Here is a 23,155-nt window from a genome sequence, read left to right as displayed (position 1 = left end):
GGTCTAGACCACATCGTCCCCGCCTCGTGCCGCTTGGAGAACCGCCATGAGACGCACTCCCGCACGACTACGCTCCGCACTCGCCGCCTTGCTGCTCGCACTCGGCGGCACCGCGGCGCTCGCGCCACCCACCGCCGCAGCCGGTTCGCTGACCGCCACCCTGGCGTTGAGCGGCACCACCGGCACCTACACCGTCGCCAACACCGGCACCGCGTCGGTGAGCAACTGGGCGATCACCTTCACGCTGCCCGCCGGGGTCACCGCCTCGACCGGGGAAAACGGCACGGTGACCCAGTCGGGCACCCAGGTCACGCTGACCCCCGCGTACTACATCGCAACACTGGCGCCGGGCCGCAGCACCTACCCGTACAACCCGACGTTCCGCCTCAGCGCGGCCGCGACGCCGGCGCAGTGCCGCGTCGACAACGCCAACTGCGACGGTTCACCCGACACCCCGCCGGGCGCGCCGGCCAACCTGCGCCTGGTCGCGAAGACGACAAAATCGGTCGCCTTGGCATGGAACTCCGCCACGGCCGGCTCGCTGCCGGTGACGGGCTACGACGTCTACCAGGGAACTTCCCTGGCCGCGTCGGTGACGGGGACGAGTGCCACGGTTTCCGGGCTTTCGCCGGGCACGGCCTACTCGTTCACGGTGAAGGCCAAGGACGCCAAGGGGAACACGTCGCCGTCGAGCAGCTCCTTGGCCGTGACGACGAACAACCCGGCCGACGACACCCAGGCGCCGTCCGCGCCGGGCGGGGTGCGGTCGACGGCCGCCGACGCCGGAAGCGTCTCGCTGACGTGGACGGCGTCGACGGACAACACCGGCGTGATCGGTTACGACGTGTACCGCGGTTCGGTGCTGGCCACGACGGTGACGACGACGTCCGCGGTGGTGACGGGGTTGGCTCCGTCCACTTCGTACACCTTCACGGTCCGCGCGCGCGACGGCTACGACAACGTGTCGGCGCCGAGTGCCGCGGTGACCGCGCGAACCGGCGACATCGTCTCGGGTTACGCGAAGGTCGGGTACTTCGTGCAGTGGGGCATCTACGGGCGCCAGTACTTCGTGAAGAACCTGGAGACTTCCGGCGCGGCGGCGAAGCTGACGCACCTGCTGTACGCGTTCGAGAACATCGACCCGGTGAACCTGACCTGCCTCTCCGGCGTCACGAAGGGCACCACGGCGAATCCCCAGGACCCCAACCAGGGCGATGGCGCAGGTGACGCCGAGGCGGACTACTCGCGGCCGTTCGCGGCGGCGCAGTCGGTCGACGGCGTGGCCGACACCGGCTGGGAGTCGCTGCGCGGCAACTTCAACCAGCTCAAGAAGCTCAAGGCGAAGCACCCGAACCTGAAGGTGCTGGTCTCGCTCGGGGGCTGGACGTACTCGAAGTACTTCTCCGACGTCGCGGCCACCGATGCGTCGCGCAAGAAGTTCGTCTCGTCCTGTGTGGACACCTGGCTCAAGGGCAACCTCGCGCCGTACGGCGGCGCGGGCGGGCCGGGTACCGCGGCCGGCATCTTCGACGGCATCGACCTCGACTGGGAGTGGCCCGGCAGCGCCGACGGCCACCCCGGCAACCACTGGAGCCCGAACGACAAGAGCAACCTGACGGCGCTGCTGGCGGAGTTCCGCGCACAGCTGGACGCCTACGGCGCGACCACCGGCAAGCGGTACCAGCTGCACGCGTTCACCCCGGCGGACCCGGCGAAGGTCGCTTCGGGCTGGGACGTTTCGCGGATCTTCAGCTATCTGGACGTCGCGAACGTGCAGGGGTACGACTTCCACGGGTCGGGCAGCGACAATTCGTGGGAGCCGAACCGCACCGGCCACCAGGGCAACCTGTACGCCGACGCGGACGACCCGTACAACTTCCGCTTCAGCGCCGAAGCGGCGATCAACGCGTATACGAACGCGGGTGTCGATCCCCGGCGGCTGACGCTCGGGCTGGCGTTCTACGGCCGCGGCTGGCAGGGCGTCGCGGACGGCGGCAAGAGCGGCGAATGGCAGTCGGCGACCGGCGCGGCGCCGGGCCAGTTCGCCGAGGAGGCGGGCACGCGCGGCTACGCAAACCTGCTGGCGAGCGTGCCGGGCTGCACGGTCCGCCACGACACGGCCGCGGTGGCGACGTCGTGTTACACGGGCAACGGCGGCCAGTGGTGGACGTTCGACGACGCCTGGTCGATCGGGCTGAAGACCACGTGGCTGAAATCGCGGGGGCTCCTCGGCGTGATGGCGTGGGAGATGTCGGGCGATCCGGGAGCGTTGATGAACGCGGTGAACGCCGGACTCGGCTGAGGGTGGTTCAGCCCGCTGAACGGTTCTGTTCAGCGGGCTGAACACTTCTCTGGGGCGCTTGACCCACGATGGTCTGGACCATGAAACTGGGTCGGCGCGCACCCCAGGACACCGTCGTCTCGAGGAGAGCCATGGCCCGCTTCCGCAAGGTCCTCGCGTTGGTCCCCCTGCTGTTGGGGCTGCTCGCCACCCCGGCCCCGGCCGCGTTCACGCACCCGGGCGTGCTGGTGAGCCGTCCCCAGCTGGACTTCGTCAAGGCCAAGGTGAGCGCCGGCGCCCAGCCGTGGAAAGCGGCGTACGACCAGGCATTGGCGAGTTCGTACGCCTCCCTGTCCCGCACCCCGAAACCCCGCGCGGTCGTGGAATGCGGCTCGTATTCGAACCCGAACTACGGCTGCACGGACGAGCGCGAAGACGCAATGGCGGCGTACACGGACGCGCTGATCTGGTACATCACGGGCGACGCGCGCTACGCGCAGAAGGCGATCGCGCTGATGGACGCGTGGTCGGCGGTGATCACGAGCCACACGAACACCAACGCCCCGCTGCAGACGGGCTGGGCGGGCTCGTCGTGGCCGCGCGCGGCGGAGATCATCAAGTACACGTATCCGAGCTGGCCGAACTCGGGCCGGTTCGCGACGATGCTGCGCAACGTCTACCTGAGCAAGGTCATCAACGGCAGCAACAGCAACGGCAACTGGGAACTGTCCATGATGGAGGCCGCGGTCGGCATCTCGGTGTTCCTGGAGGACAAGACGAGCTACGACAAAGCGGTGGCCCGCTACCGCAACCGCGTCGCAGCGTACGTGTATTTGCCATCGGACGGCACCCTCCCGAAAACGGTCCCGGGCAGCGGCCTCGACACCAGCGCGGAAATAGTGGCCTATTGGCAGGGCCAGTCGACGTTCGTGGAGGGCCTGACCCAGGAAACCTGCCGCGACCTCACCCACACGGGCTACGGCATAGCGGCGATAGCGGACGTGGCGGAGACGCTCCGCATCCAGGGCCAGGACGTGTACTCGACGGACGTCGGATCGAGGCTCCGCCAGGCGCTGGGCTTCCAGTCGAAGTACCAGCTGGGAGCGGCGGTGCCGTCGTGGCTGTGTTCGGGCCACCTGAACCTCGGCCTCGGCCCGGTGACGGAGGTGGGCTTCAACGCGCTGAACACGCGCTTGGGCATCGCCATGACGAACACGCAGACGTTGACGGAGCGCCAGCGCCCGGCGGGCTCGAACAACCTGTTCGTGGCTTGGCAGACATTGACCCACGCCGGCAACCCGGCGTGATCCTGTCCCCTGGCGGTGTTTTCGCAGGTCAGGAGGACTGAGGACCCTGGTTGGAGGGCGGTTCGGGGGGCGCGCTAAAGTACTTTCACGCACTCAGGCAGTGCGGGTCCGGGCTGTGGCGCAGTTTGGTAGCGCACTTGACTGGGGGTCAAGGGGTCGCAGGTTCGAATCCTGTCAGCCCGACCGGACAGCGGGTTTCCGCAGCTCACAGCTGCGGAGGCCCGCTTTTTGCTGTGGTCATGGGCATTCGATTCAGCAACGAACCCGATCTCACGACCGGCGTCACTCGGTACCTGTGTTGGTGCGCTTGGACGGTACTGTCCGGGCCCGGAGGTGCGCGCGCTCGCCCTGGCGTCCCAGGAGGCTGAGGATTTCGACGGGGTGCTCGTCGGCGTTGCCGAACCAGTGCGGGGTGCGCGTGTCGAATTCGGCAGCTTCACCGGGCCCCATGACCAGGTCGTTGTCGCCCAGGATCAGGCGCAGGCGCCCGTCGAGGACGTAGAGCCACTCGTAGCCCTCGTGGCTGGCCTGCTCGGGCTCAGGTGAGCGCATCCTGGGCGAGATGATCAGTTTGTAGGCTTGCAGGCTTCCTGCCCGCCGGGTCAGCGGCAGCATGGTCATGCCGTGCCGGGTGACGGGTTTGAGGTGCAGGTGGGGGTCGCCGGTCTGTGGTGCCCCGATGAGCTCGCTGATGTCCACGCGCAGCTCGCGCGCCAGGGGAAGCAGGAGTTCCAGGGTCGGGCGGCGCTGACCGGTCTCAAGGCGGGAGAGCGTGCTCAGGGAGATCCCGGTGGCCTGCGCCAGCGAGGTGAGCGACAGATTGCGCTGCGAACGCAGCCCCTTCAGACGGGGGCCGACGGCAGCCATCGTCGACTCGGTCTCGTGATCCATGCCTGAACCTTGCCACCGCAGCAAGGATCTTTGCATGTCGGCCGGGGCTGGCCGACTGTGTCATCAGGTCGCCCGATCGAGGGATGACACAGCCAGGAGATGAGCAATGACCAGAGGCAGCTCCCGCCGTTAGGCCCGGCGCCGCCACAAGATCCGCGCGCCAACCATCACCACGCCCGGCCGCACACCGGTGACCACCACAGAGAAAGAAGCACAACCATGAGCAACGACCTCGCCCAGCAGACCGCCTTGGTCACCGGCGCAACCGCAGGCATCGGCCGCGCCACCGCCCTGGCCTTGGCCGCACGCGGCGCCGGCATCATCGTCCACGGTCGTGACAAGGAACGCGCCGCCGACACCCTCCGGCGAATCGAGGCCCTGGGCGCCACGGCCCGCTTCGAACCCGCCGACCTGACCGACCCTGCGGAGGTCACCACACTCGCCGAACGCGCAGGCGACGTCGACATCCTCGTCAACAACGCGGGCATCTTCCACTTCGCCCGCACCAGCAACACCGACCCGGCCACCTTCGACACCCACATCGCCGTCAACCTGCGCGCCCCCTACCTCCTCGTCCAGGCCCTCGCCCCGGGCATGGTCGAACGCGGCCACGGCGCCATCGTGAACATCAGCAGCGGCGCCGCCGCCACCCCGGGCCTCGGCAGCGGCATCTACGGCGCCACCAAGGCAGCCCTCGAATCCCTCACCCGGGTCTGGGCCGCCGAATACGGCCCGGACGGCGTCCGGGTGAACGCCGTCGCCGCAGGCCCCACCCGCACCGAAGGCACCGCCGTCTACGGCGACGCCTTCGAATCCGCCGGACAGGCCGTCGCCCTCAAGCGACTCGCCGACCCCGAAGAGATCGCCGCCGCCGTCGCCTTCATGGCGTCGCCGAGCGCCAGCTACGTCAACGGCGCCATCCTCGGCGCCATGGGCGGCCAGCCCGCCCTCGGCTAGCTGTTGCGGGTGATGACGTTGGTGACGACCGGCTCGGCCTACACGACGGCGTTGGTGCAGCTCATCGCCGAGCCCGCAGCCGCCCCACTGCGGGTGCGCCGAAGGTGGGCTTCGCCCCAGACGCGGACTTCTTCGACGACGGGCAGAAGGGTTGTCCCGTAAGGAGTGAGCCGGTAGAGGACGCGCGCCGGGACCGGTCCGGTCACCACGCGTTCGACGAGTCCGTCGGCTTCGAGCTCGCGCAGCTGTTCGGCCAGGACCTTGGACGTGATCGGCGCGCCTCGGCGGCGGAGGCCGGCGAAGTGGCACTCGCCGTGGGCGAGCCAGTAGAGCAAGGTCAGCTTCCATTTCCCGCCGATCGCGGCGAACGCCGCCGCCATCGGACAGCCGGGCAGCGGGTTGGGCCGCGCGGGGTTACCTGCAGGTGCCTTCTTGTCCACGGCGGTGCTCCACTCGATAGTCGCAACCATGACCGTGCCATACAGAAGAACCCTCATCACCGGCCTTTCCGCCCTCCTGCTGATCGCGACGGCCGCGTCGGGCGACGCATCGACCTCGCCCGCGTCGCCGACGAGCTTCGCCGGCCAACAAGACTTCGCGTGGGAAATCGGCACGTGGCGCAGCACCGTGCGGGTGCTCGCCGAGCCGCTGTCGGAATCCGCGGACACCTGGCTGCAGTTCGCGGGTACCAGCACCGTGCGGCCACTCCTGGACGGGCGGGCGAACGTCGTCGAGTTCGAGGTCTCGGGGCCGAACGGGCGCATCGACGCCCTCAACATGCGGCTGTACGAGCCGCAGGCCCAGCGGTGGAGCCTGACGTTCGTCAACATCCGCGACGGCTTGCCCACCCCGGCGGTGTACGGCGGGTTCCGCGACGGCGCGGGCGAGTTCTACGGCGACGACCAGCTCGGCGGCCACCCGATCAAGGTGCGGTTCCTCATCTCCCGGCCGGCCCCGGACGAGGCGAGGTTCGAGCAGGCGTTCTCGGCTGACGGCGGGACGACGTGGGAAACGAACTGGCTCGCCGTGGATCGCCGGATTCGCCGGTGAAGAGGAACGTCGAGCACCGAGAAGGACGCACCCGGCAGGGCTCCTCCGCCACGACAGCCGAGCCGCTGTGATCAGTCAGCTGTCGGCCGAGGTCTTCGGAGGCTCTGCTGCAGGCGTGATTAGGGCCTAGGTCAGGCAGGGTGTACGAGCGATCAGGGTCACCCGCGAGGAGTGGGCCAGTTCATGCCCGACCTGCAGTACGCCGCGCCATGCAAGTGATCCCTTCTCGAAGTCGATGATCAAGGAAGTTCCTGCGGACGGGACTGTCCGCTCTTCAACGGCCGGTCATGCCCATGAGCGGATGTCAGCCCTGAGGACGTTCGGCTTCGGGGGTGACGATTGGGGCGGACAGCGCGAGGGCGGGCCAACCGACGCGGAACTTGCCTTCGCAACGTCGTTGAATTCGCTGGCTCCGGGACTGGACTACTGGCTGCACGCCGATGACGACGGCACTCCCTGGCTCTTGGTGTCCTTGGATTTCTTCAAAAAACGCGCCGTCAGCGCCACGCTGCGTCTCGACTTCGACGACCGCGGTATCCGCGGCGGCTGGAGCCCGTCCTTTTCCGTCTCGTAAGCGGTACTTGGCCGCCATCACCTCGTGATGTCCGCTCGCGCCGCTGATCGTGCGAACGTCCGGTCATGCCGATGAGCGTACGTAGACCGCGATGTCTACTTGGAACTCCAAGGTGTCCGACCACTGGCGTTTCGTCCTGCTCGCATTCGAATGGGTCGATCTTCGAGAGAGCAACACCGAGCGCGTGCGCCGGCCGGCTCGCGTCTCCGCGTCGACTGCAAGACTTGAGCTGCGTCCCAGCGAGCACCACGACTACTACGCGTCATGCGCCGATCCCTGCAGTCGAGATAGCCTGATTGTGTGACCTACCTCACTTCGAAGCTTTCGATTGAGACGCCTCGCGAGGCTCGGGCGGGCGCTGGGGATGGAGCGGCGCCGACGCGGACATTTGTGGGACGACGACCTGAGCTGCGGCTACTGCGGTCGTTCGTGTCCGACGCCTTGGCCGGCGGCGGGGTTCTGGCTCTGGTGGCCGGCGAGCCGGGGATCGGCAAGACGCGCCTGCTGGGCGAGGTAGCCGACTACGGCCGGACTCGGGGTGCCGAGGTCGTCTGCGGACACTCGTGGGATGCCGACGGCGCACCACCGTACTGGCCGTGGATCCAGGCGCTCCGTCCGCTGTTCACCGCGGCAGTGCCCGACAGTCCCGGCGCAAACGTTCTTGAGGAGCTGGTGCCGGATATCAGCGGCGTGCCGGGCGACGCCTCCGGGTTGTCCGGTCACGAACGCTTCCGGCTGTTCGACGCCATCGGTGGGTTGCTGCGTGACGCGAGCCGCCGGCAGCCTAAGTTAATCCTGCTCGACGACCTGCAGTGGGCGGACATGCCCTCGTTGCTTTTGCTGCGTTTCGTGACCCGTGACCTGGGTGATTGCCCGGTCGCGGTCGTCGCCACCTACCGCGACGTCGAGCTTCGGTCCGGCGACCCTTTGACTACGTTGCTGGAAGAACTCAACTCCGAGTGCACGCACCTGAGACTCGGCGGTCTGGGGCGATCGGAAGTCGCTGAGCTGGCCCAGTCCCTTACCGACGAGCCGCTGACCGCGGACGTCGAGGCCAATCTGCATCGGGCGACGAACGGCAACCCGTTCTTCGTTCGCGAACTGGTCTACCTCCGTGGAGCGTGGGAGTCGCCGTCGTCCCTGCCGGACAGCGTCCTCGCCGTGATCCGACGCCGGCGGCGTGGAGTGTCCCCGGACTGCGCCCGCGTGCTGGAAGCGGCGGCAGTGCTCGGCCAGGAGTGTTCGCTCTCCGTGTTGGCGGCCCTAGTGAAGCTACCGGCCGACGCGGTGGCGCACCTGGTGTCGGAGGCAGTCGCTGCCCGCTTGTTCGAGCGATCGCCGGACGACGGTGAGCGGGTCGTGTTCGCCCACGCCCTGGTGCGTGAGGCCCTGTACGCCCAGCTGCCGGCGGACCGCCGGGCGCGGCTGCACGTCCAGGCCGCCGACGTCATCGAGGACCGATTCCGTGGCGATCCGGAACCGAGGCTCGGCGAGCTCGCCCACCACCTCTGGCAGGCCGGCACCGACCCGGCACGGGCCGCGGACTACGCGACGCGGGCCGGGTACGACGCCCTGCGCTCCCTGGCCTACGAGCAGGCTGTGCGGCACTTCGACCGCGCCGCGCGGATCATCGGGACCACCGATCCGACGGACTTCGAACACCGATGCGACCTGATGCTGCTGCTCGGCAAGACACAGATGAACGCCGGCGATCCCACCGCGGCGCGGGCCACGTACCGGGAGGCAGCCGCCTTGGCGGAACGGGCTGGCGCCGCCGCGCAGCTCACCGCCGCGGCACTGGCCGTCGGGGTCGACTACACGTTCGGCTTCCCCGACGAACTCGAGATCCAGCTCCTCGAGTCGGCGCTGCGCCTGGTACCGGACACCGAAAAAGCCCTGCGGGCTCTGCTGTCCGCCCGCATGGCCCGAGCTCTGGTCTTCACGCCGGACCTCCCCCGTCGAGAACGGCTCAGCGCCGACGCGGTCGAGCTTGCCCGCCGGACCGGAGACGCAGCGACCCTGGCGGCGGTCCTGATCGACCGGCACATCGCCGTGTGGGGATTCGCCAACGCGCCGGAACGGCTGCGCATCGCCGACGAGATCGTCCAGCTGGCTCACCAGAGCGCCGACCGGGCACTCCTCGTCCACGGGCACGGTCTGCGCCTGGCCAACCTTCTCGAGTTCGGCGACCTGGCCGGCTACCGGGCGGAGGTCGCTGTCTACGAAAAGCTCGTCAAGGACAGCCGGCTGACGCAGATCGACTGGCACCTCCACCTCCTGCACGCCACCTTGCATCTGGTGGCGGGCCGGTTCGGCGAAGCGGAGCGGCACGTCGCGGCAGCGCACGCCGCGGGCCGCCGGGTAGGGCACCCGAGCGTGGAGATCTGGTGTGTCTCGGTGTTCACGCTGGTGAAGCTGTGGGGTGGGCATGCCGAGGAGGCCTTGACGTGGTTGCGCGGGCAGGCGGAGCTGCTGCCGACGATTGCCGCGGCCAATGCCGGGATCGCTGTGCTGCTCGCCGACTGCGGCCGGACCGCGGAGGCCCGGCTGGAGTTCGAACGGCTCGCCGCCGACGATTTCGGCTCGCTGCCGAGAGACATGACCTGGCTGGTCACCTTGGGCGCGCTCGCCGCGACCTGCCATGTCCTCGGCGACCAGCCGCGTGCGGAACTGCTGTACGACCTCCTGCTCCCGTACGAGGCCTATCTGGTGCGGCTGAACCACGGCGGTTCCGGGTGCAGTGCCCCGGTGAGCTACCACCTCGGCATTTTGGCCATGACGATGGGCCGACCCGACGCGGCCGAGGCGCACCTGCGTGCCGCGGTCGCGATGTGCGAGCGGATGGGTGCACCGGTTTTCGGGGCGAACGCGCGGACCAAGCTCGCCGACTGCCTCACCGCGGTCGGCCGCCTGACGGAAGCCAGCGAGGTGCGCGGGCCGGCCGAGGAGGTCCTCGGTGCCCTGGGCATCCGCTCCATCTGCCGCCTGGCCCACTGCCCGGCCGGCGTCGCGCGGCCCACCGTGACGCTGTGTCGCGAGGGCGAGTATTGGACCGTCGCCGACGGCCGCAAGACCGTGCAGCTCAAGGACAGCGTCGGACTGCGCCACCTCGCCCGCCTGCTCGCGCGCCCAGGTGAGGAGATCCACGTCCTCGACCTCGCCGCCGGGCCGGGCGGCCGGTCCGCCGTTTCGGGCGCGGATCTCGGGCCGGTGCTCGACGACCGCGCCAAGGCGGCTTATCGGGCACGGCTGGCGGAGCTTTCCGGCGAGTTGTCCGAAGCCGAGTCGTTCGGCGACCGGACCAGGGCCGAGGCGGCCCACAAGGAGATCGACGCGCTGACCGACCAGCTGACCGCCGCGTACGGGCTCGGCGGGCGGGACCGCCGAACCGGCTCAGATGCAGAGCGGGCGCGGACCGCCGTGACCAAGGCGATCAAGGCGGCGATCGCCCGGGTCGCCGTGCACCACCAGGAATTCGGCGACCACCTCGGCCGTAGCGTCCGCACCGGCATCTACTGCGTCTATTCGCCGACGCGAAAAGAGACGTCACGGCGGTCGTGACCGCTGCTGTGCCGCCGCCTGTCACGATGTGACCGGCTTTTTCACGCCTTCCTTTTCGACCGTGCAGGACGACTGGAAGGAACCACTGCCATGCCGAAAACGGGCTTCAACCACAACATCGACGGATTCGCGTTCGGCAACGGCTGGCCGGATCTGTCCCCCGACGACCTGCACCAGCTCTCCGACGAGATCGGCAACGTCGTGCTCGCCGCGTCGTTCAGCCCGCCGCTGCTGCCCTTCGCGGCCCTGATCCCGCCGGGGCCGCCGGTGAGCAACTTCCTGTTGAAGGACATCCTCCAGCAGCTGGTGACCCAGGTGAAAGAGCCGATCTTCGGCTTGTGCGGCGGGATGGCCTGCGCGGCGCTCGACTACTATCGGCTCGCCTGGGTCCCCCCGCGCGGCACCGGACGGGACGACTACCCGTCGTTCGGGACATCTTCGGGCGCAACGCTTCGCCGCTACATCTGGTCCCGCCTCATCGACACGCTGCACACGGACGGCATCACGTGCCTGCTGTGGATGGCGACTCAGTTCGAAGTCTTCCCTTTCTCGGGTGGCACGAGGGAGCTGTTGCGCCGCACCAGGGACGAGGAGTGGCCGAAGATCAAGAGGCACCTGGACGACGGAACGCCGTGGCCGATCGGGCTGGTCGGCGAGACCCGTGACCCGATGCACAACCACCAGGTGCTCGCCACCGGATACGACGATCCTGGGAACGGCAGGCCGACGCTGTACATGTACGACAGCAACTGCCCCGACCGGGAGACGGCGTTGCAGATCGACTTCACCGGCGCGGAGTTGAAGGCTCTCCACACCGGCTATCCAGACGGCGTGCCGGGCGTGCAGGGCTCGATCCGGGGTTTCTTCTGCGAGTCGTACACGCCGAGGACGCCACCCGCCGCCTTAGTCGTCGAATCGGGACTGAACGTGTCTCCCGCCGGTACCGTCCCGGTCAGCCGTTCGGTCCGCCTTCGCTACCAGGTGCGGAACGTCGGCTTCGGGCCGAGTCCGGCGCTGCGGCTCTACGGGGTCGGCAGGGTCGTCGCGAACGGGCGGAACGTCGACGCCGGAGCGGACCGGCCCGCCGCGGAGCCGCTGCCGGAAGGGGCGGCGCGCGCCTACGACAAAACGGTCGCGCTGAGCGGAGATCTCGGTTTGCGGCGGTTCTCCGTCGGCGCGTCCGTCGAGCACAACGGCACCCAGGCGTGGCGGGCGCTTCCCGCGCCGGCCCCACTCGCCACCGTCGCGTTCGACGTCGTGGTCGGTGCGGAGCCGACCTCGTGGGCGACGCTCGGCGGGCAGCTCGTCGCTCCGCCCGTCGCGGGCACGAACGCCGACGGGCGGCTCATCGTGGTCGGCGTCGGGCTGGACAACCGCCTCTACCGGATAGAGCAGAACGCACCGGGTTCCCGCTGGGATGGCTGGACGCTCGCGGCCCCCGGCTGCCCGCCGCTGACGGGCCGGGCCGCTGTCGCTCGCACCAGTGACGGCCGACTGGAGCTGTTCGCGCGAGGGGCCGACGGCCAGATCTGGCATGCCTGGCAGAACCAGGCCGGCACGACCGACTGGTCGAGCTGGAGCGGGCTCGGAGATTCCTTCGCCGCCGATCCCGCAGCCATCGCCAACCAGGACGGCCGGCTCGAGGTCTTCGCGGTCGCCCCGGAGGGCCGGCTGCGGCACAAGTGGCAGTACCCGTTCGGCTGGAACGGGTGGGCGGACCTGGGCGGGCCGGTGACCGGGCGACCGGGCGCCGGGCGGCACCCCGACGGGCGGCTGGAGGTGTTCGCCCGCCACCCGGACGGCACGATCTTCCACACCTGGCAACGCGGCCCTGGCGGAGACTGGGAGCACGGGGAGTTCGGCGGCCAGGTGACCGGCGACATCGCGGTGGCGAACAACGCCGACGGCCGGATCGAGGTGTTCGCCCGCGGCACGGACGGTGCAATCTGGCACCGCCGGATCACTGGCGGCGGGTGGTCGGCGTGGGAGTCGCTGGGCGGCCGAGTCGAGGTCGGCGTCGTGCCCGCCGTCGCCCGCAACGCGTCCGGCGGTCTCGAGGTGTTCGTCCTCGGCACCGACCACGCTGTCTGGCACAACCGGCAGGTCCCTGCCACTCAGCGCTGGTCGGGATGGACCTCGCTCGGAGGTGGGCCAGTGGCTGCCGACCCCGTCGCCGTGGTCAACGCCGACGGCCGTCTGGAGTTGTTCGCGCTCGGAGTCGACCACACCCTCGTGCACCGTTGGGAGACCGGAAGCGGGTGGAACTCGTGAACACGACCGAGCGGGAGGACGAGCGGAAGAAGCGCCGCCGGCCGAGGCTGCGGGCGGACTGGTTGCGGGCGGAGTGGACACCGAGCGGAGGCTTTGCTGTCACGAGCGCGGGTCTCCTCGGCGTGACCGTGCTCGGGGCGGCGTGGTTGTTGACCGGCGGTTCTTCGGCGGCACCGAAGCCTAACCACCCGACTGCCTCGGCTGCGGCGCCGACCTCGACTTCGGCGGCGGCGTCGACAACGGCCTCGACAACGGCCTCGACGACGTCCTTCGCAACGGCACCTGCGTCACCGAGGGCGACGCCGACCACTCGGCGACCAGTGCCGACCGTGGTACTTCCGTCGGTGTCGGCAGGCAGCAGGGCCACGACCTCGAACAAACCGGAAATCGGCGCCGGCATGTCCGTGAAGCCAGCGACACCGCTCGTGACGCTCGGCGGGGAATGGCACACGGACAACGGCGCGGACTGCGCCAAAGGCGTCCGGTTCACCTTTTTCCGGGAAGTCATCGCGAACGGGCCGGGCACGTTGACCTACGGGTGGCTGGATGACGAGGCCGACGAACTGGATGACGAGGCCGGCAAACAGGTGGGACAGTCCACGCTCGCCTTCTCCGGGCCGGACACGCAGGTGGTCATGCACACCTGGGACCGCCGGGGAAGGCCAGGGAAAGTCATCCAGGGGAAGGTGGGCGTCCACGTGATCGCCACCGATGACGGCGTCCTTCCCGCCGACCAATGGACCGAGTACCAGTACGTCTGCCCGGAGGGGCCCGGCTGACCGCGGGACGTTCCCGGCTCGGGCGTTCGGCGGCTGCGCGCGATCCGTCCCTCGCCGGTAATGCGTCCGGCGAGGGACGAGGTCGTGCAACAGGTGGCTCGGACCGGCGACCATCACCGCCTGACGAAACCACGGCCTACACCCGTCCGCCCGATTGGGCTCTGGGCCGTCCGGTGAGACGATGGACGGGATGGAGGCGGGGAACCGGCATGTTCTCGTCGGCAGAAAGCAGGTTCTGCACACCCTTCGTCTGGCCGTGGACGACGCGGTGGCGGGCCGGGGTGGGCTGACGCTGCTGTCCGGCGAGCCCGGAGTTGGCAAGACCCGGCTGGCGGAGGAGATCTGCGGTTACGTGCGATCTCGAGAAGTGACCGTCGCCTGGGGCAGTTGCTGGGAAGGAGAGGGAGCGCCCGGCTTCTGGCCCTGGCTGCAGATCCTGCGAGTCGTGGCACCCGGCGGCGAGCGCGGGGACCTGCCCGGCGACGTGGGCTCGGCCACCGCAGAACCGGGCGGCACGCTCCCCGGGAAAAGCGCCGTGCGGCGGGTTCCCGCCCCGCTGGTCGAAGTCGGGCAGGAGCGGTTCCGCCTGTTCGACACGATCACCGGGTTGTTGCGGACGGCCTGCCGCTCCCGGCCGCTGGTGGCCGTTCTCGACGATTTGCATTGGAGCGACGCGCCCTCACTTCGGCTGTTGCGGTTCCTCGCGCGGAACCTGGGCACACTTCCCATGCTCGTCTTGGGCACCTACCGCGATGTCGAGATGGGGCAGACCATCCACTCGCCGAAGTGCTGGGTGAGCTGACCTGGTGCCGTCATCTCCCGCTGCGCGGGCTACCCCGGCACGACGTCGCCCGGTTAGTCGCGGAAACCAGCGGCGTCGAGCTTTCCGATCACGCCGCCGAGACGTTGCGAGCCGCGACCGACGGCAATCCGTTCTTCATCCGGGAGATCGCCACGCTCCTGCCCGGAGAAAAATGCCTGACTTCCCCGACCTGGCGCCGGCGGACTTCACCGTGCCGGGCGGAGTGGCCGCGGTGGTTCGGCGGCGCGTCGACCGCCTGTCCGCATCCTGCGTCGGCCTGCTGGAAGCCGCCGCCGTGCTGGGCCAGGAATTCGACTTGGACGTGCTCAGCGTCGTCCTTGGCCAGCCCGTCGGAGCAGGCGGCCGAGGCCGTCCGGACCCGGCTGCTGACCACCGTCTCCGGTACGCCGGCCCGGCTGCAGTTTGTGCACGCCCTGGTCCGGCAAATCCTCTGCTCGAGGCTCGCCCCAACCCGGCGGGCCGAGCTGCACGCCCGCGCGGCCGAGGCGATCGTGCTACGGCACCAGCACGACCTGACACCACGGCTCGCCGAGCTGGCCCACCACCTGTGGGAAGCAGGCACCGATCCCGTGCAGACCGTGCACTACACAGTCGAGGCCGGCCACACCGCCATGCACACCCTCGCGTACGAAGAGGCGGCTGGCCACTTCTCGAGAGCCGTCATGATTTTGGAGAGCAGCGCGCCTGGCTCCGCGGTCCGCCGATGCGATGTGCTGCTCCTCCTCGCCGACGCCGAACTCGCCGCCGGAAACGCAACGGCCGCCCGCGACACGATCAAGGCTGCCGCACTCCTCGCCCAGCGGGCCGGCGCCCCCCGACCGGCTCGCGCACGCCGCACTGACCGCGGGCACTGTCGACACCTTCAACATCCTCGACGACCTGGAAGTCGACCTGCTGCAAGTCGCGCTGAAGGCACTGCCCGAAAGCAAAACAAAGCTGCGGGCCCGAGTGCTCGCACGACGGCCAAGGCCCTGGTGCTCACCTCCGATTTGGAACGCCGGACGCGGCTCGCCGACGAAGCCGTGGCCATAGCCCAGCGCACCGGCGACCCCGAGGTGCTCGGGTGGGTGTTGCTGGACCGGCACGTGGCCATCTGGGGCTTCGCGCCGACGCCGGAACGCCTCGGCATCGCCACGAAGATAATTCATCTGGCCGAGGAAATCCACGACTCCACCCTGCTGGCCTGCGGCCACATCCTGCGCATGGCGAACCTGCTCGAACTCGGCGAGGTCGTCGACTGCTCGGCGGAGATCGACGTCTTCGACCAGGTCATCCGGGAACACCGGATGACGGAACTGCGGTGGCTCGTGCCACTGCTGCGCGCCACCGCGGCAAACATCGCCGGACGCCTGGCCGAGGCCGAACGACTGGCCGAAAAAGGTCGGGCGATGGGCCGGCGGATCATTCACCCGGGCCTCGACATCTGGTACCAGGCTTCCCGGTTCTTCGAGAAGTTCTGGCAGGGTCGTGGTGAGGAAGTCGCATCCCTCGTCCGGCGGCTGATCGACGAGACGCCCCACGTTCCGGCCCTGCGCACCGGCCTGGCGACCATTCTGGTGCAGACGGGCAGGATGGACGAGGCAGCCGTCGAGCTCGAACGGCAAGCAGCCGACCGGTTCTCTCAGGTGCCTCGCGACTTCACCGGTTGATCAATGTGGCCGGTCTCGCGTTCGTCTGTCATGGTCTCGACGACCGGGCGCCGGGCGGAGATCCTCTACGACCTGCTGCTGCCGCACGCGCCGTACCTGCTGCGGGTCAACCAGCTCGGCGTGGGCTGCAGCGGCCCGGTCGCGTACTTCCTCTGGCTCCTCGCCGTCACGCTCGGGCGCACGGACGACGCCGTCCGGCATCTCGAGGCCGCCGTCGCCATCGACGAACGCATCGGCGCACCTGTATTCGCGGCCCAGGCACGCAGCAAACCCGCCGAGTGCCTCGAGACCCGCGGCCTGGGCCAGGACCGGCAACGCGCCGGGGAACTCCGCTGCCAGGCCGACACCGTCATGCGCACCCTGGACATCCGGCCGTTGATCCGACCAGCTGTCACGCCGCCAAGGACTCCATCGGCGACACTGCACCGAGAAGGCGACTACTGGACGATCCAGCACTCGACGGACCCGGTCCGGCTCCGGGATCGGGTCGGCATCCGGTACCTGGCCCAGCTGCTCGCGGAGCCGGGACGCGAGTTCCACGTCCTGGACCTGGCCAGCTCCTGCAGCTCGTCAACGCCGGCCGCAGACCGGCCTCGGCCCGGTACTCGACGAAGCAGCGAAGACCGCGTACCGCCGCAGACTGGCCGAGCTGACCGAGGACTTGCAGGAAGCCGAGGCCTTCGGCGACCAAGGCCGGACTGAGACGGTTCGCCAGGAACTCGAAGCACTCACCGATCAGCTGACCGCCGCGGTCGGCCTCGGCGGCTGCGACCGCCAACCCGGCTCGGACGCCGAACGCGCACGAACCGCGGTGACGAAGGCCATCAAGTCCGTCATCGCCACCATCGCCGCACACGACCCCGTGCTGGCCGGGCATCTGCGCCAGGCCGTCAACACGGGTACTTACTGCTCGTACACACCCGATCCCACCGCATCACTCCACTGGACCTTGTGATCTGGTGCCCGGCGGATCATTGCGCCATACAGTTGTGCACCGCCGGTTCTGGTCGAACGCGCGCACATGCCGATGAGCGCGCATTCGAGCCACGCCCGCTCGTTCGGCGCACCGAGCAGCGACCACGTCCGGCATGGTCGGCACGTTGCCCGGCCAGGGCTCGGTTCATCCCGCGATGCGGGCCGAGCAACCGACGGACCGGCCTGCTCACGGCACCAGTTCGCTCCTAACCTGCCCGGCCGCCCGGCGACGCCTACTGTTGTCTTCCAGCAACCAGGCCACCACCTGGCCTGCACCCTAAGTGAACGCTCGATCACCCGACACGCTGCGCAGACCACCCCGAGGAGCACCACATGGACGAAGACCTGCTCTACGAGCGGGACGCCGCGCGAAGAGTGGACGAGGTCACTGCCGCATTGGATCGGCTGGCCGGCACCTTCGCGGAGGAAGAGGACCTGCCGGTGGTCCTGCAGCGGGTGTGCCGGCAGGTCATCCACGCCGTGCCGGACGCGGAGATCGCCAGCGTCACGCTGCTGCGCGACGGTGCCCCCTACACCGCGACAGCGACCGGTGACAGCGCGCACCGCGTTGATCAGGCACAGTACGACGCCGGGCGAGGGCCCTGCCTGGAAGCCGCCCAGACCGGCGAACTGCAGCGAGTCAAGGTGACCGATGCGGCGCAACGGTGGCCCGAGTTCGCCGCGGCCGCGAACGAGTACGCGGTCGTCGCCTACCTGTCCGCCCCGCTGTTCGTCGACCACCAGTACCGCGGTTCGCTCAATCTGTACGACACCGGAGGCAACAGCTTCGGCGCGCTCGACGCAGCACTGCTGGACCTGTACACCGCCGCCGCCGAAGCCGCGCTGCGCAGCACCCGCCGGCACCAGGCCGCCCGCGAGACCATGGGCCAGCTACGCGCCGCTCTGACTTCCCGTGCGGTGATCGATCAGGCGAAGGGCATCCTCATGGCTCTGCACTGCATCTCGCCCGACGATGCGTTCAAGCTGCTCGTCAAGGCGTCACAAGAGCAGAACGTGAAGCTGCACGAGGTCGCCCAAAACTTCGTGGCCACTGCCACGAACCCACAGTGATCCACCACGAGAAGACCGGTTCGGCAAGGCGTCGTCGTGATCAAGGCATGTCCGCGCAGGCGTTCCCCGGTGGAACCCGCACTCGTCGCCGGCCGCGCCGCCGCGATCGCGCGCTCATGCCGACGAGTCGGGCCGGCTTGCGGCCCCATGCGGTGATCATCGGTGCGTAAGTCCATCCGCGAACACGTCGCCAGTGATTCCTCCGGTTGCGAGCGTCCTTTCGTCAACTCTGGCAATAAGGCGATGCGGAAAGCCGAGCAGCGCCGCGATGCACTCTTGGGCTACCGTTGCCGGCTGTGAGCCGAGACGAGTCGCGCAACATCGTCACAGGGACGACCACCGGCCACGTCCTGCAGACCGCTGAAGTCCATGGCGACGTCCACCTGCACACCGCGTCGCCCCGAACCGTGCCTCGCCAACTGCCCGGCACTGTGCGGCATTTTGTCGGCCGCCAGAAGCAACTGGCCGCCCTGACCGAGTACTTCGACCAGGCCGTGGCGAGTCCGGAGCCGGTGGCGATTTCGACGGTCGAGGGCATGGCAGGGATTGGCAAGTCGGCCCTGACGATCTACTGGGCCCGGCAGAACACCGACCGGTTCCCTGACGGCCAACTCTATGTCAACCTACGCGGCTTCTCACCCACCGCGGCGATGCAGCCCGGAGAGGCGCTGTGGGGCTTTCTGCACGCCCTGGGCGCGCCGCACGACACGCCCTTTCTCGACCTGGACGCCCAGGCTGCTCTGTACCGCAGCATGCTGGCCGGACGCCGGATGCTGATCGTCCTCGACAACGCCCGAGACAGCGACCAGGTGCGACATCTTCTTCCAGGCAGCGGGGCCTGCTATGTCATCATCACCAGCAGACAGCGGCTGATCGGCCTCGTGGCGCAAGCCGGCGCACGCCCGATCAAGATGGACAGCTTGCAAATCGACGAGTGCGCAACACTGCTGGGAGCCCTCGCCGGAACCGATCGAGTGATCGCGGAACCCGGCGCAGCAGAAGGACTGGTCGAGCTGTGCGCACGGATGCCCCTCGCCCTGACCATCTTGGGAGCCCGGCTCGCCGACCGGCCGGACTTGCCGCTGCACACGCTCGCCCAACGACTACGCGACGCCCGGCTCGACACCATCGACTCCGGCGAGACCGACGTAAACATCAGCACCGTGTTCTCTTGGTCCTACCAGGCGCTCAGCCCCGCCGCCGCGGCGCTGTTCCGGCTGCTGAGCCTGCATCCAGGCCCCGACTTCAGCGCGGCGGCCGCAACCTCGATCGCAGCGGAAAAGGCGGACCGGATGCTCGACGAGCTGACCCACGTCCACCTGCTCGAGAATCGTCCCGACGGCCGGTATGGCTTTCACGATCTGACCCGGCTGTACGCACGGCACCATGCCCACGAACACCCGAAAGCAGACCGAGACGCGGCGATGCTCCGAATGCTCGACCATTACCTGCACACCTGCGTCGCCGCCGACGGTCAGCTGGGCTCCCCGTGGGAGCCGTTCACGCTCGAGCCACCACAGCCCGGAACACGCCCCGAAACCATTCCCGATGCCGAGCAAGCCGCCGCATGGTTCGCCGCCGAACACGCCACTCTCGTCACCATTGTCGAAGATCCGGCATGGCCCAGCGGACACACCTGGCGATTGGCTCGCTCACTCGTCACCCACCTCGACCGACACGGGCATTGGCGCGACTTCGTCAGCACCCAGCGCGCCGGCCTGGCCGCGGCACAACAAGTCGCCGACACCAACAGTCAGGCGAACGCCCATCGGCTGCTTGCCCGCGCGCTCAGCCGCCGGAACCAACTCGACGAAGCCCGGGACCATCTCAGCCGCGCACTTGAGCTCTTCGAAGACGACATCACCGGCCAGGCACACACGAACTACGCGCTGGGCTACCTCGACGTTTGTGCCGGCGACACCTCGCGCGCGCTCGACCACACGACACGTGCGCTTACGCTCGCTCGCGCGGGCGGCGCCAAAGTCTGGGAAGCCAAAGCCCTGAACAACATCGGTTGGTGCCTGATCGAAGCCGGACGCCACGCCGAGGCGCTGCCCTACAGCCGGCAAGCCCTGGCCCTGTTCCGCAGCCTCCGCACGGACCCGGACGGCCTAGCTCATACGCTGGGATGCCTGGGCAGCGCGTACCTGGGCGCCGACGACCCCGAACGGGCACTGGCCTGCTACCTCGACGCCCTGCACATCCGGGAAAAGCACCGCAACTATTACACGCAGGCGACCACACTGCGCCACGTCGCCGCTGTCCATCGCCGCACCGGCAACCGCGAAGCAGAGCAAGCAGCACTGCGTCAAGCCTTGGTGATCCTCGAGCAACTCGGCCACACAGAGGACCCCGCCCTTCGGGCGCAGCTTGAGCGGCTGATATGAGGAGAGCGACCTTCCGATACGTCGGCATGCGAGCCAATGCCGTGGCGGAGCTGCGCGCGACGAGGTGTCTGCCGCGCTAGCCGTTCCCCGGTTCCTCGGTTCGCCAGCCGAGGAGGATCGCGCGGAGCGCCTGCTCGGCGAGTCGCCGGGCGCGCTCGTTGCCGACGGTGCCGAGGTAGCCGAGCGAGGCTGTGCCATAGAGCGTGCCCCAGATGATCTCGCAGGCCTCGTCGAGGTCGGCCAAGACCACGTCGTGTGCGTCCGACCAGGTGGCCAGTAGCTCCTTCAGGACGGCGATGGCCGGTTCCGCGGCGCGTCGGCGCTCGTCCGCGTCGACTGCGGTGCCGTTCATGACCTCGTAGAGGTGGGGGTGCTCGCCGGCGAACCGGACGTACTCGGACGCGATGCGCATCATGCGCCGGTCGATGACGGGCTCCTCGGCGGCCTGCCGGAACTCGGCCAGCATCAGGCGGTGGCCGTGCGCGACCAGCTCCAGCACGAGCGCCTCCTTGTTGGCGAAGTGCTGGTAGACGACGGGGGCGGAGTATTCGATGTCGGTCGCGATGCGCCGGATCGTCAGTGCCGCGACACCCTCCGTCTCGAGGACGTGCAGCGCGGCCTCGATGATCCGTTCGCGGGTGCTCGCCCGTTCCCGGGCCCGTCTCGTGCTGGTTGCCATGTTCCGTCACTTCGCTTCGATGGTCTCCGCGGACACTAGCCGCCGCTCTTGACGGTGACGTCCCGACGTGGCTAAGTTAACGACGTTAGAAAAACTAACGACGTTAGAGCGGCAGCGCACCCCAAGACGCTCATCAAGGAGAAACCCTTCCATGGCCGAGCATGTTGTCATCGGCGCCGGTTCCATCGGCACGAATGTCGCGCGCCTGCTTGTCGAGCGCGGCGAAAGCGTCCGGATCGTCACGCGCAGCGGCTCCGGCCCCGAGCACCCGCTGATCGAGCGGGTCGCCGCGGACGCCTCCGACCCGGCACGCGTGACCGAGCTGTCCCGCGGCGCGAGAGTGATCTACCACTGCGCGAACCCGCCTTCGTACACGATGTGGGAACGCTTGTTGCCGCCCCTGCAGACGGCGGCCATCACCGCCGCCAAGGCGAACGACGCGGTCTTGGCGCTCACCGGCAGCCTCTACGCCTACGGCCGGCAACCCGGCGGCCGGATGAACGAACGCACCCCCATGGCCGCCACCGGGCGCAAGGGCCGCCTGCGCAAACGGATGTGGGAACAGGCCCTCGCCGCGGGCATCCGCACCGTCGAGGTCCGCGGCTCCGACTACATCGGCAAGGACGCCAACGGCATCTACTCCCTGCTCATCGAGCCCGCCCTGAACAAGGGCCGCGCCGCGTGGATCACCGGGCACCTCGACATGCCGCACACCTTCACCTTCAACGGCGACATGGCCCAGGCCTTGATCACGCTGGCCCAGGACGAACGCGCCTGGGGCCGGGCCTGGCACGTGCCGTCGCCGCCGGCCGTCACCATCCGCGACCTCGCCCGACGCTACGCCATCGCCGCGGGCCGGCCGCCGGTCAAGCTGATCCAGCTGCCGCGCGTCGCGATGCGCACGGCCGGGCTGGTCGTGCCCATCGCCCGGGAGATGGCCGAAATGGACTACCAGTGGTACGCGCCATTCCACCTGGACGCGATCGAGACGGCGGACACCTTCGGCCTGACCGCCACCGACCTCGACACCGCCATCCGCGACCAGGTCGACGCGATCAGGAGCGAACACGCCGACGGAGGACCGCAGTCGAACATGTGACCAGCGCTCACCGATCCGAGGGCCCTGAGACGGGAGGCGCGGAATCCAGCGCTGTCTCGGGCCATGACTGTGGCGCCGGGCCGAACGCGCGTCGGGCGGCTCGGACCGCCAGGGCGGCGACGGTGGCGTTGGCGCCACCGCCGATCACCGCGCCGATGCCGAACGGAACCACCCGGCCGAGCACGATGATGCCCTGCTTGGTGCCGTACTTGGTGATGAAGTTCTTGCCCAGGACGCTGTTGATCTGGCGCAGCGTCGCCGTGGGCACCTTGCCGACGAGCTGGCGGGCCCAGTGCTGACCGGTGCGCTCGGCGACCTTACCGGTTATGGTCGTGGAACCCGACTGGCCGAGCAGGATCCCCATGACCAGCGTCCGGCGGCGTTCGATCTCGTCCAGCCGAACGCCGTGGACCTCGGCGACCGAGAGCACGAACAGAGCGCTGAGCTCGAGCGAAGAGAAGGCCTCACCCGCCGACAACGCCAGTGCGACCCCGGTGCCGACAGCGGGTGCGGCCGCGGTGGCCCCGACCGCGGCCCCGGTGCCCGCCAGGGCACTGACGTACATCCGCTCCAGGGTCCGCACGACCTCCGCCGGTGTCGCCTCCGGGTTGCGCTGACGGGCCCGGGCGATGTTCTTGCGCACCAGCGGTGTCTGCATGCCGATGGCCTTGTCCAGCAGCACGAGGACCGGCTGCCCCGGCCCGCTTGACGCCGGGTCCGGTCGTTCAAGGGCATCAGAGACCACCGCGAGCTCCTTCACGTCGTCAAGTCGTCGCCCAGTCTCGCACCCGCGCGGCCACA

At 69.1% G+C, this 23,155-nt stretch carries 19 protein-coding genes and 1 tRNA gene; 16 read left to right on the top strand and 4 right to left on the bottom strand.

What is annotated here, in order from left to right; all coding sequences use genetic code 11:
* Positions 1-46: 46 nt before the first annotated feature.
* From Q5425_RS22170 to Q5425_RS22160, 3 genes are all read left to right on the top strand, one after another.
* A complete protein-coding gene (locus Q5425_RS22170; protein ID WP_396135213.1) occupies positions 47-2,302 on the top strand; it encodes a glycosyl hydrolase family 18 protein in 2,256 nt (751 codons plus the stop codon).
* A gap of 131 nt (positions 2,303-2,433) precedes the next feature.
* The gene (locus tag Q5425_RS22165) at positions 2,434-3,588 is read left to right on the top strand and encodes an alginate lyase family protein (protein WP_308674403.1); all 1,155 of its coding nucleotides are present in this window, start codon (positions 2,434-2,436) and stop codon (positions 3,586-3,588) included.
* Positions 3,589-3,697: 109 nt separating this feature from the next.
* Positions 3,698-3,771: transfer RNA gene (locus tag Q5425_RS22160), tRNA-Pro, on the top strand.
* A 99-nt stretch (positions 3,772-3,870) separates the two neighbouring features.
* Here Q5425_RS22160 and Q5425_RS22155 read toward each other — a convergent pair.
* Entirely contained in the window at positions 3,871-4,479 is a 609-nt protein-coding gene (locus Q5425_RS22155) for an XRE family transcriptional regulator (RefSeq protein WP_308674189.1), read from the bottom strand.
* 219 nt (positions 4,480-4,698) lie between these two features.
* Here Q5425_RS22155 and Q5425_RS22150 point away from each other — a divergent pair, with 219 nt between their 5' ends.
* Positions 4,699-5,436 (top strand): SDR family oxidoreductase, encoded by a 738-nt coding sequence (locus Q5425_RS22150; protein ID WP_308674188.1) that lies wholly within the window; start codon positions 4,699-4,701, stop codon positions 5,434-5,436.
* 38 nt (positions 5,437-5,474) lie between these two features.
* Here Q5425_RS22150 and Q5425_RS22145 read toward each other — a convergent pair whose 3' ends face one another.
* Complete coding sequence (locus tag Q5425_RS22145; RefSeq protein WP_308674187.1) at positions 5,475-5,906, bottom strand: helix-turn-helix domain-containing protein; 432 nt, start codon at positions 5,904-5,906, stop codon at positions 5,475-5,477.
* Here Q5425_RS22145 and Q5425_RS22140 point away from each other — a divergent pair.
* From Q5425_RS22140 to Q5425_RS22090, 11 genes are all read left to right on the top strand, one after another.
* Complete coding sequence (locus Q5425_RS22140; RefSeq protein WP_308674186.1) at positions 5,905-6,486, top strand: hypothetical protein; 582 nt, start codon at positions 5,905-5,907, stop codon at positions 6,484-6,486. The genes Q5425_RS22145 and Q5425_RS22140 overlap by 2 nt on opposite strands.
* 235 nt (positions 6,487-6,721) lie before the next feature.
* Positions 6,722-7,060, top strand: coding sequence for a hypothetical protein (locus Q5425_RS22135; RefSeq protein ID WP_308674185.1), 339 nt, complete (start codon positions 6,722-6,724; stop codon positions 7,058-7,060).
* A 390-nt stretch (positions 7,061-7,450) separates the two neighbouring features.
* Complete coding sequence (locus tag Q5425_RS22130; protein WP_308674184.1) at positions 7,451-10,621, top strand: AAA family ATPase; 3,171 nt, start codon at positions 7,451-7,453, stop codon at positions 10,619-10,621.
* A 90-nt stretch (positions 10,622-10,711) separates the two neighbouring features.
* The gene (locus Q5425_RS22125; protein WP_308674183.1) at positions 10,712-12,892 is read left to right on the top strand and encodes a hypothetical protein; all 2,181 of its coding nucleotides are present in this window, start codon (positions 10,712-10,714) and stop codon (positions 12,890-12,892) included.
* Complete coding sequence (locus Q5425_RS22120) at positions 12,889-13,671, top strand: hypothetical protein (protein WP_308674182.1); 783 nt, start codon at positions 12,889-12,891, stop codon at positions 13,669-13,671. Before Q5425_RS22125 ends, Q5425_RS22120 begins: the two co-directional genes overlap by 4 nt.
* Positions 13,672-13,852: 181 nt before the next feature.
* A complete protein-coding gene (locus Q5425_RS22115; RefSeq protein WP_308674181.1) occupies positions 13,853-14,473 on the top strand; it encodes an ATP-binding protein in 621 nt (206 codons plus the stop codon).
* Positions 14,458-16,143 (top strand): tetratricopeptide repeat protein, encoded by a 1,686-nt coding sequence (locus tag Q5425_RS22110; protein ID WP_308674180.1) that lies wholly within the window; start codon positions 14,458-14,460, stop codon positions 16,141-16,143. The genes Q5425_RS22115 and Q5425_RS22110 overlap by 16 nt, the downstream gene beginning before the upstream one ends.
* A 30-nt stretch (positions 16,144-16,173) precedes the next feature.
* Complete coding sequence (locus Q5425_RS22105) at positions 16,174-16,845, top strand: hypothetical protein (RefSeq protein WP_308674179.1); 672 nt, start codon at positions 16,174-16,176, stop codon at positions 16,843-16,845.
* Complete coding sequence (locus Q5425_RS22100; protein WP_308674178.1) at positions 16,805-17,098, top strand: hypothetical protein; 294 nt, start codon at positions 16,805-16,807, stop codon at positions 17,096-17,098. The genes Q5425_RS22105 and Q5425_RS22100 overlap by 41 nt, the downstream gene beginning before the upstream one ends.
* 353 nt (positions 17,099-17,451) lie before the next feature.
* A complete protein-coding gene (locus Q5425_RS22095; RefSeq protein WP_308674177.1) occupies positions 17,452-18,189 on the top strand; it encodes a GAF and ANTAR domain-containing protein in 738 nt (245 codons plus the stop codon).
* 296 nt (positions 18,190-18,485) lie between these two features.
* Positions 18,486-20,576 carry a tetratricopeptide repeat protein gene (locus tag Q5425_RS22090; protein WP_308674176.1) on the top strand — a complete coding sequence of 697 codons (2,091 nt, stop codon included), beginning with the start codon at positions 18,486-18,488 and terminating at the stop codon, positions 20,574-20,576.
* Positions 20,577-20,652: 76 nt separating this feature from the next.
* Here Q5425_RS22090 and Q5425_RS22085 read toward each other — a convergent pair whose 3' ends face one another.
* The gene (locus Q5425_RS22085) at positions 20,653-21,255 is read right to left on the bottom strand and encodes a TetR/AcrR family transcriptional regulator (protein WP_308674175.1); all 603 of its coding nucleotides are present in this window, start codon (positions 21,253-21,255) and stop codon (positions 20,653-20,655) included.
* A 151-nt stretch (positions 21,256-21,406) separates the two neighbouring features.
* Here Q5425_RS22085 and Q5425_RS22080 point away from each other — a divergent pair, with 151 nt between their 5' ends.
* Positions 21,407-22,354, top strand: coding sequence for an NAD-dependent epimerase/dehydratase family protein (locus Q5425_RS22080; protein ID WP_308674174.1), 948 nt, complete (start codon positions 21,407-21,409; stop codon positions 22,352-22,354).
* Between the two features lie 7 nt (positions 22,355-22,361).
* Here Q5425_RS22080 and Q5425_RS22075 read toward each other — a convergent pair whose 3' ends face one another.
* Positions 22,362-23,099, bottom strand: a complete 738-nt coding sequence (locus Q5425_RS22075) for a hypothetical protein (RefSeq protein WP_308674173.1) — start codon at positions 23,097-23,099, stop codon at positions 22,362-22,364.
* Positions 23,100-23,155 lie beyond the last annotated feature (56 nt).

It is taken from the genome of Amycolatopsis sp. A133 (genome assembly GCF_031082405.1).
In the GTDB taxonomy this organism is placed as follows: Bacteria; Actinomycetota; Actinomycetes; order Mycobacteriales; family Pseudonocardiaceae; genus Amycolatopsis.
The sequence above is the reverse complement of the archived record's forward strand: the minus strand, read 5'-3'. Positions and strand labels throughout refer to the sequence as shown.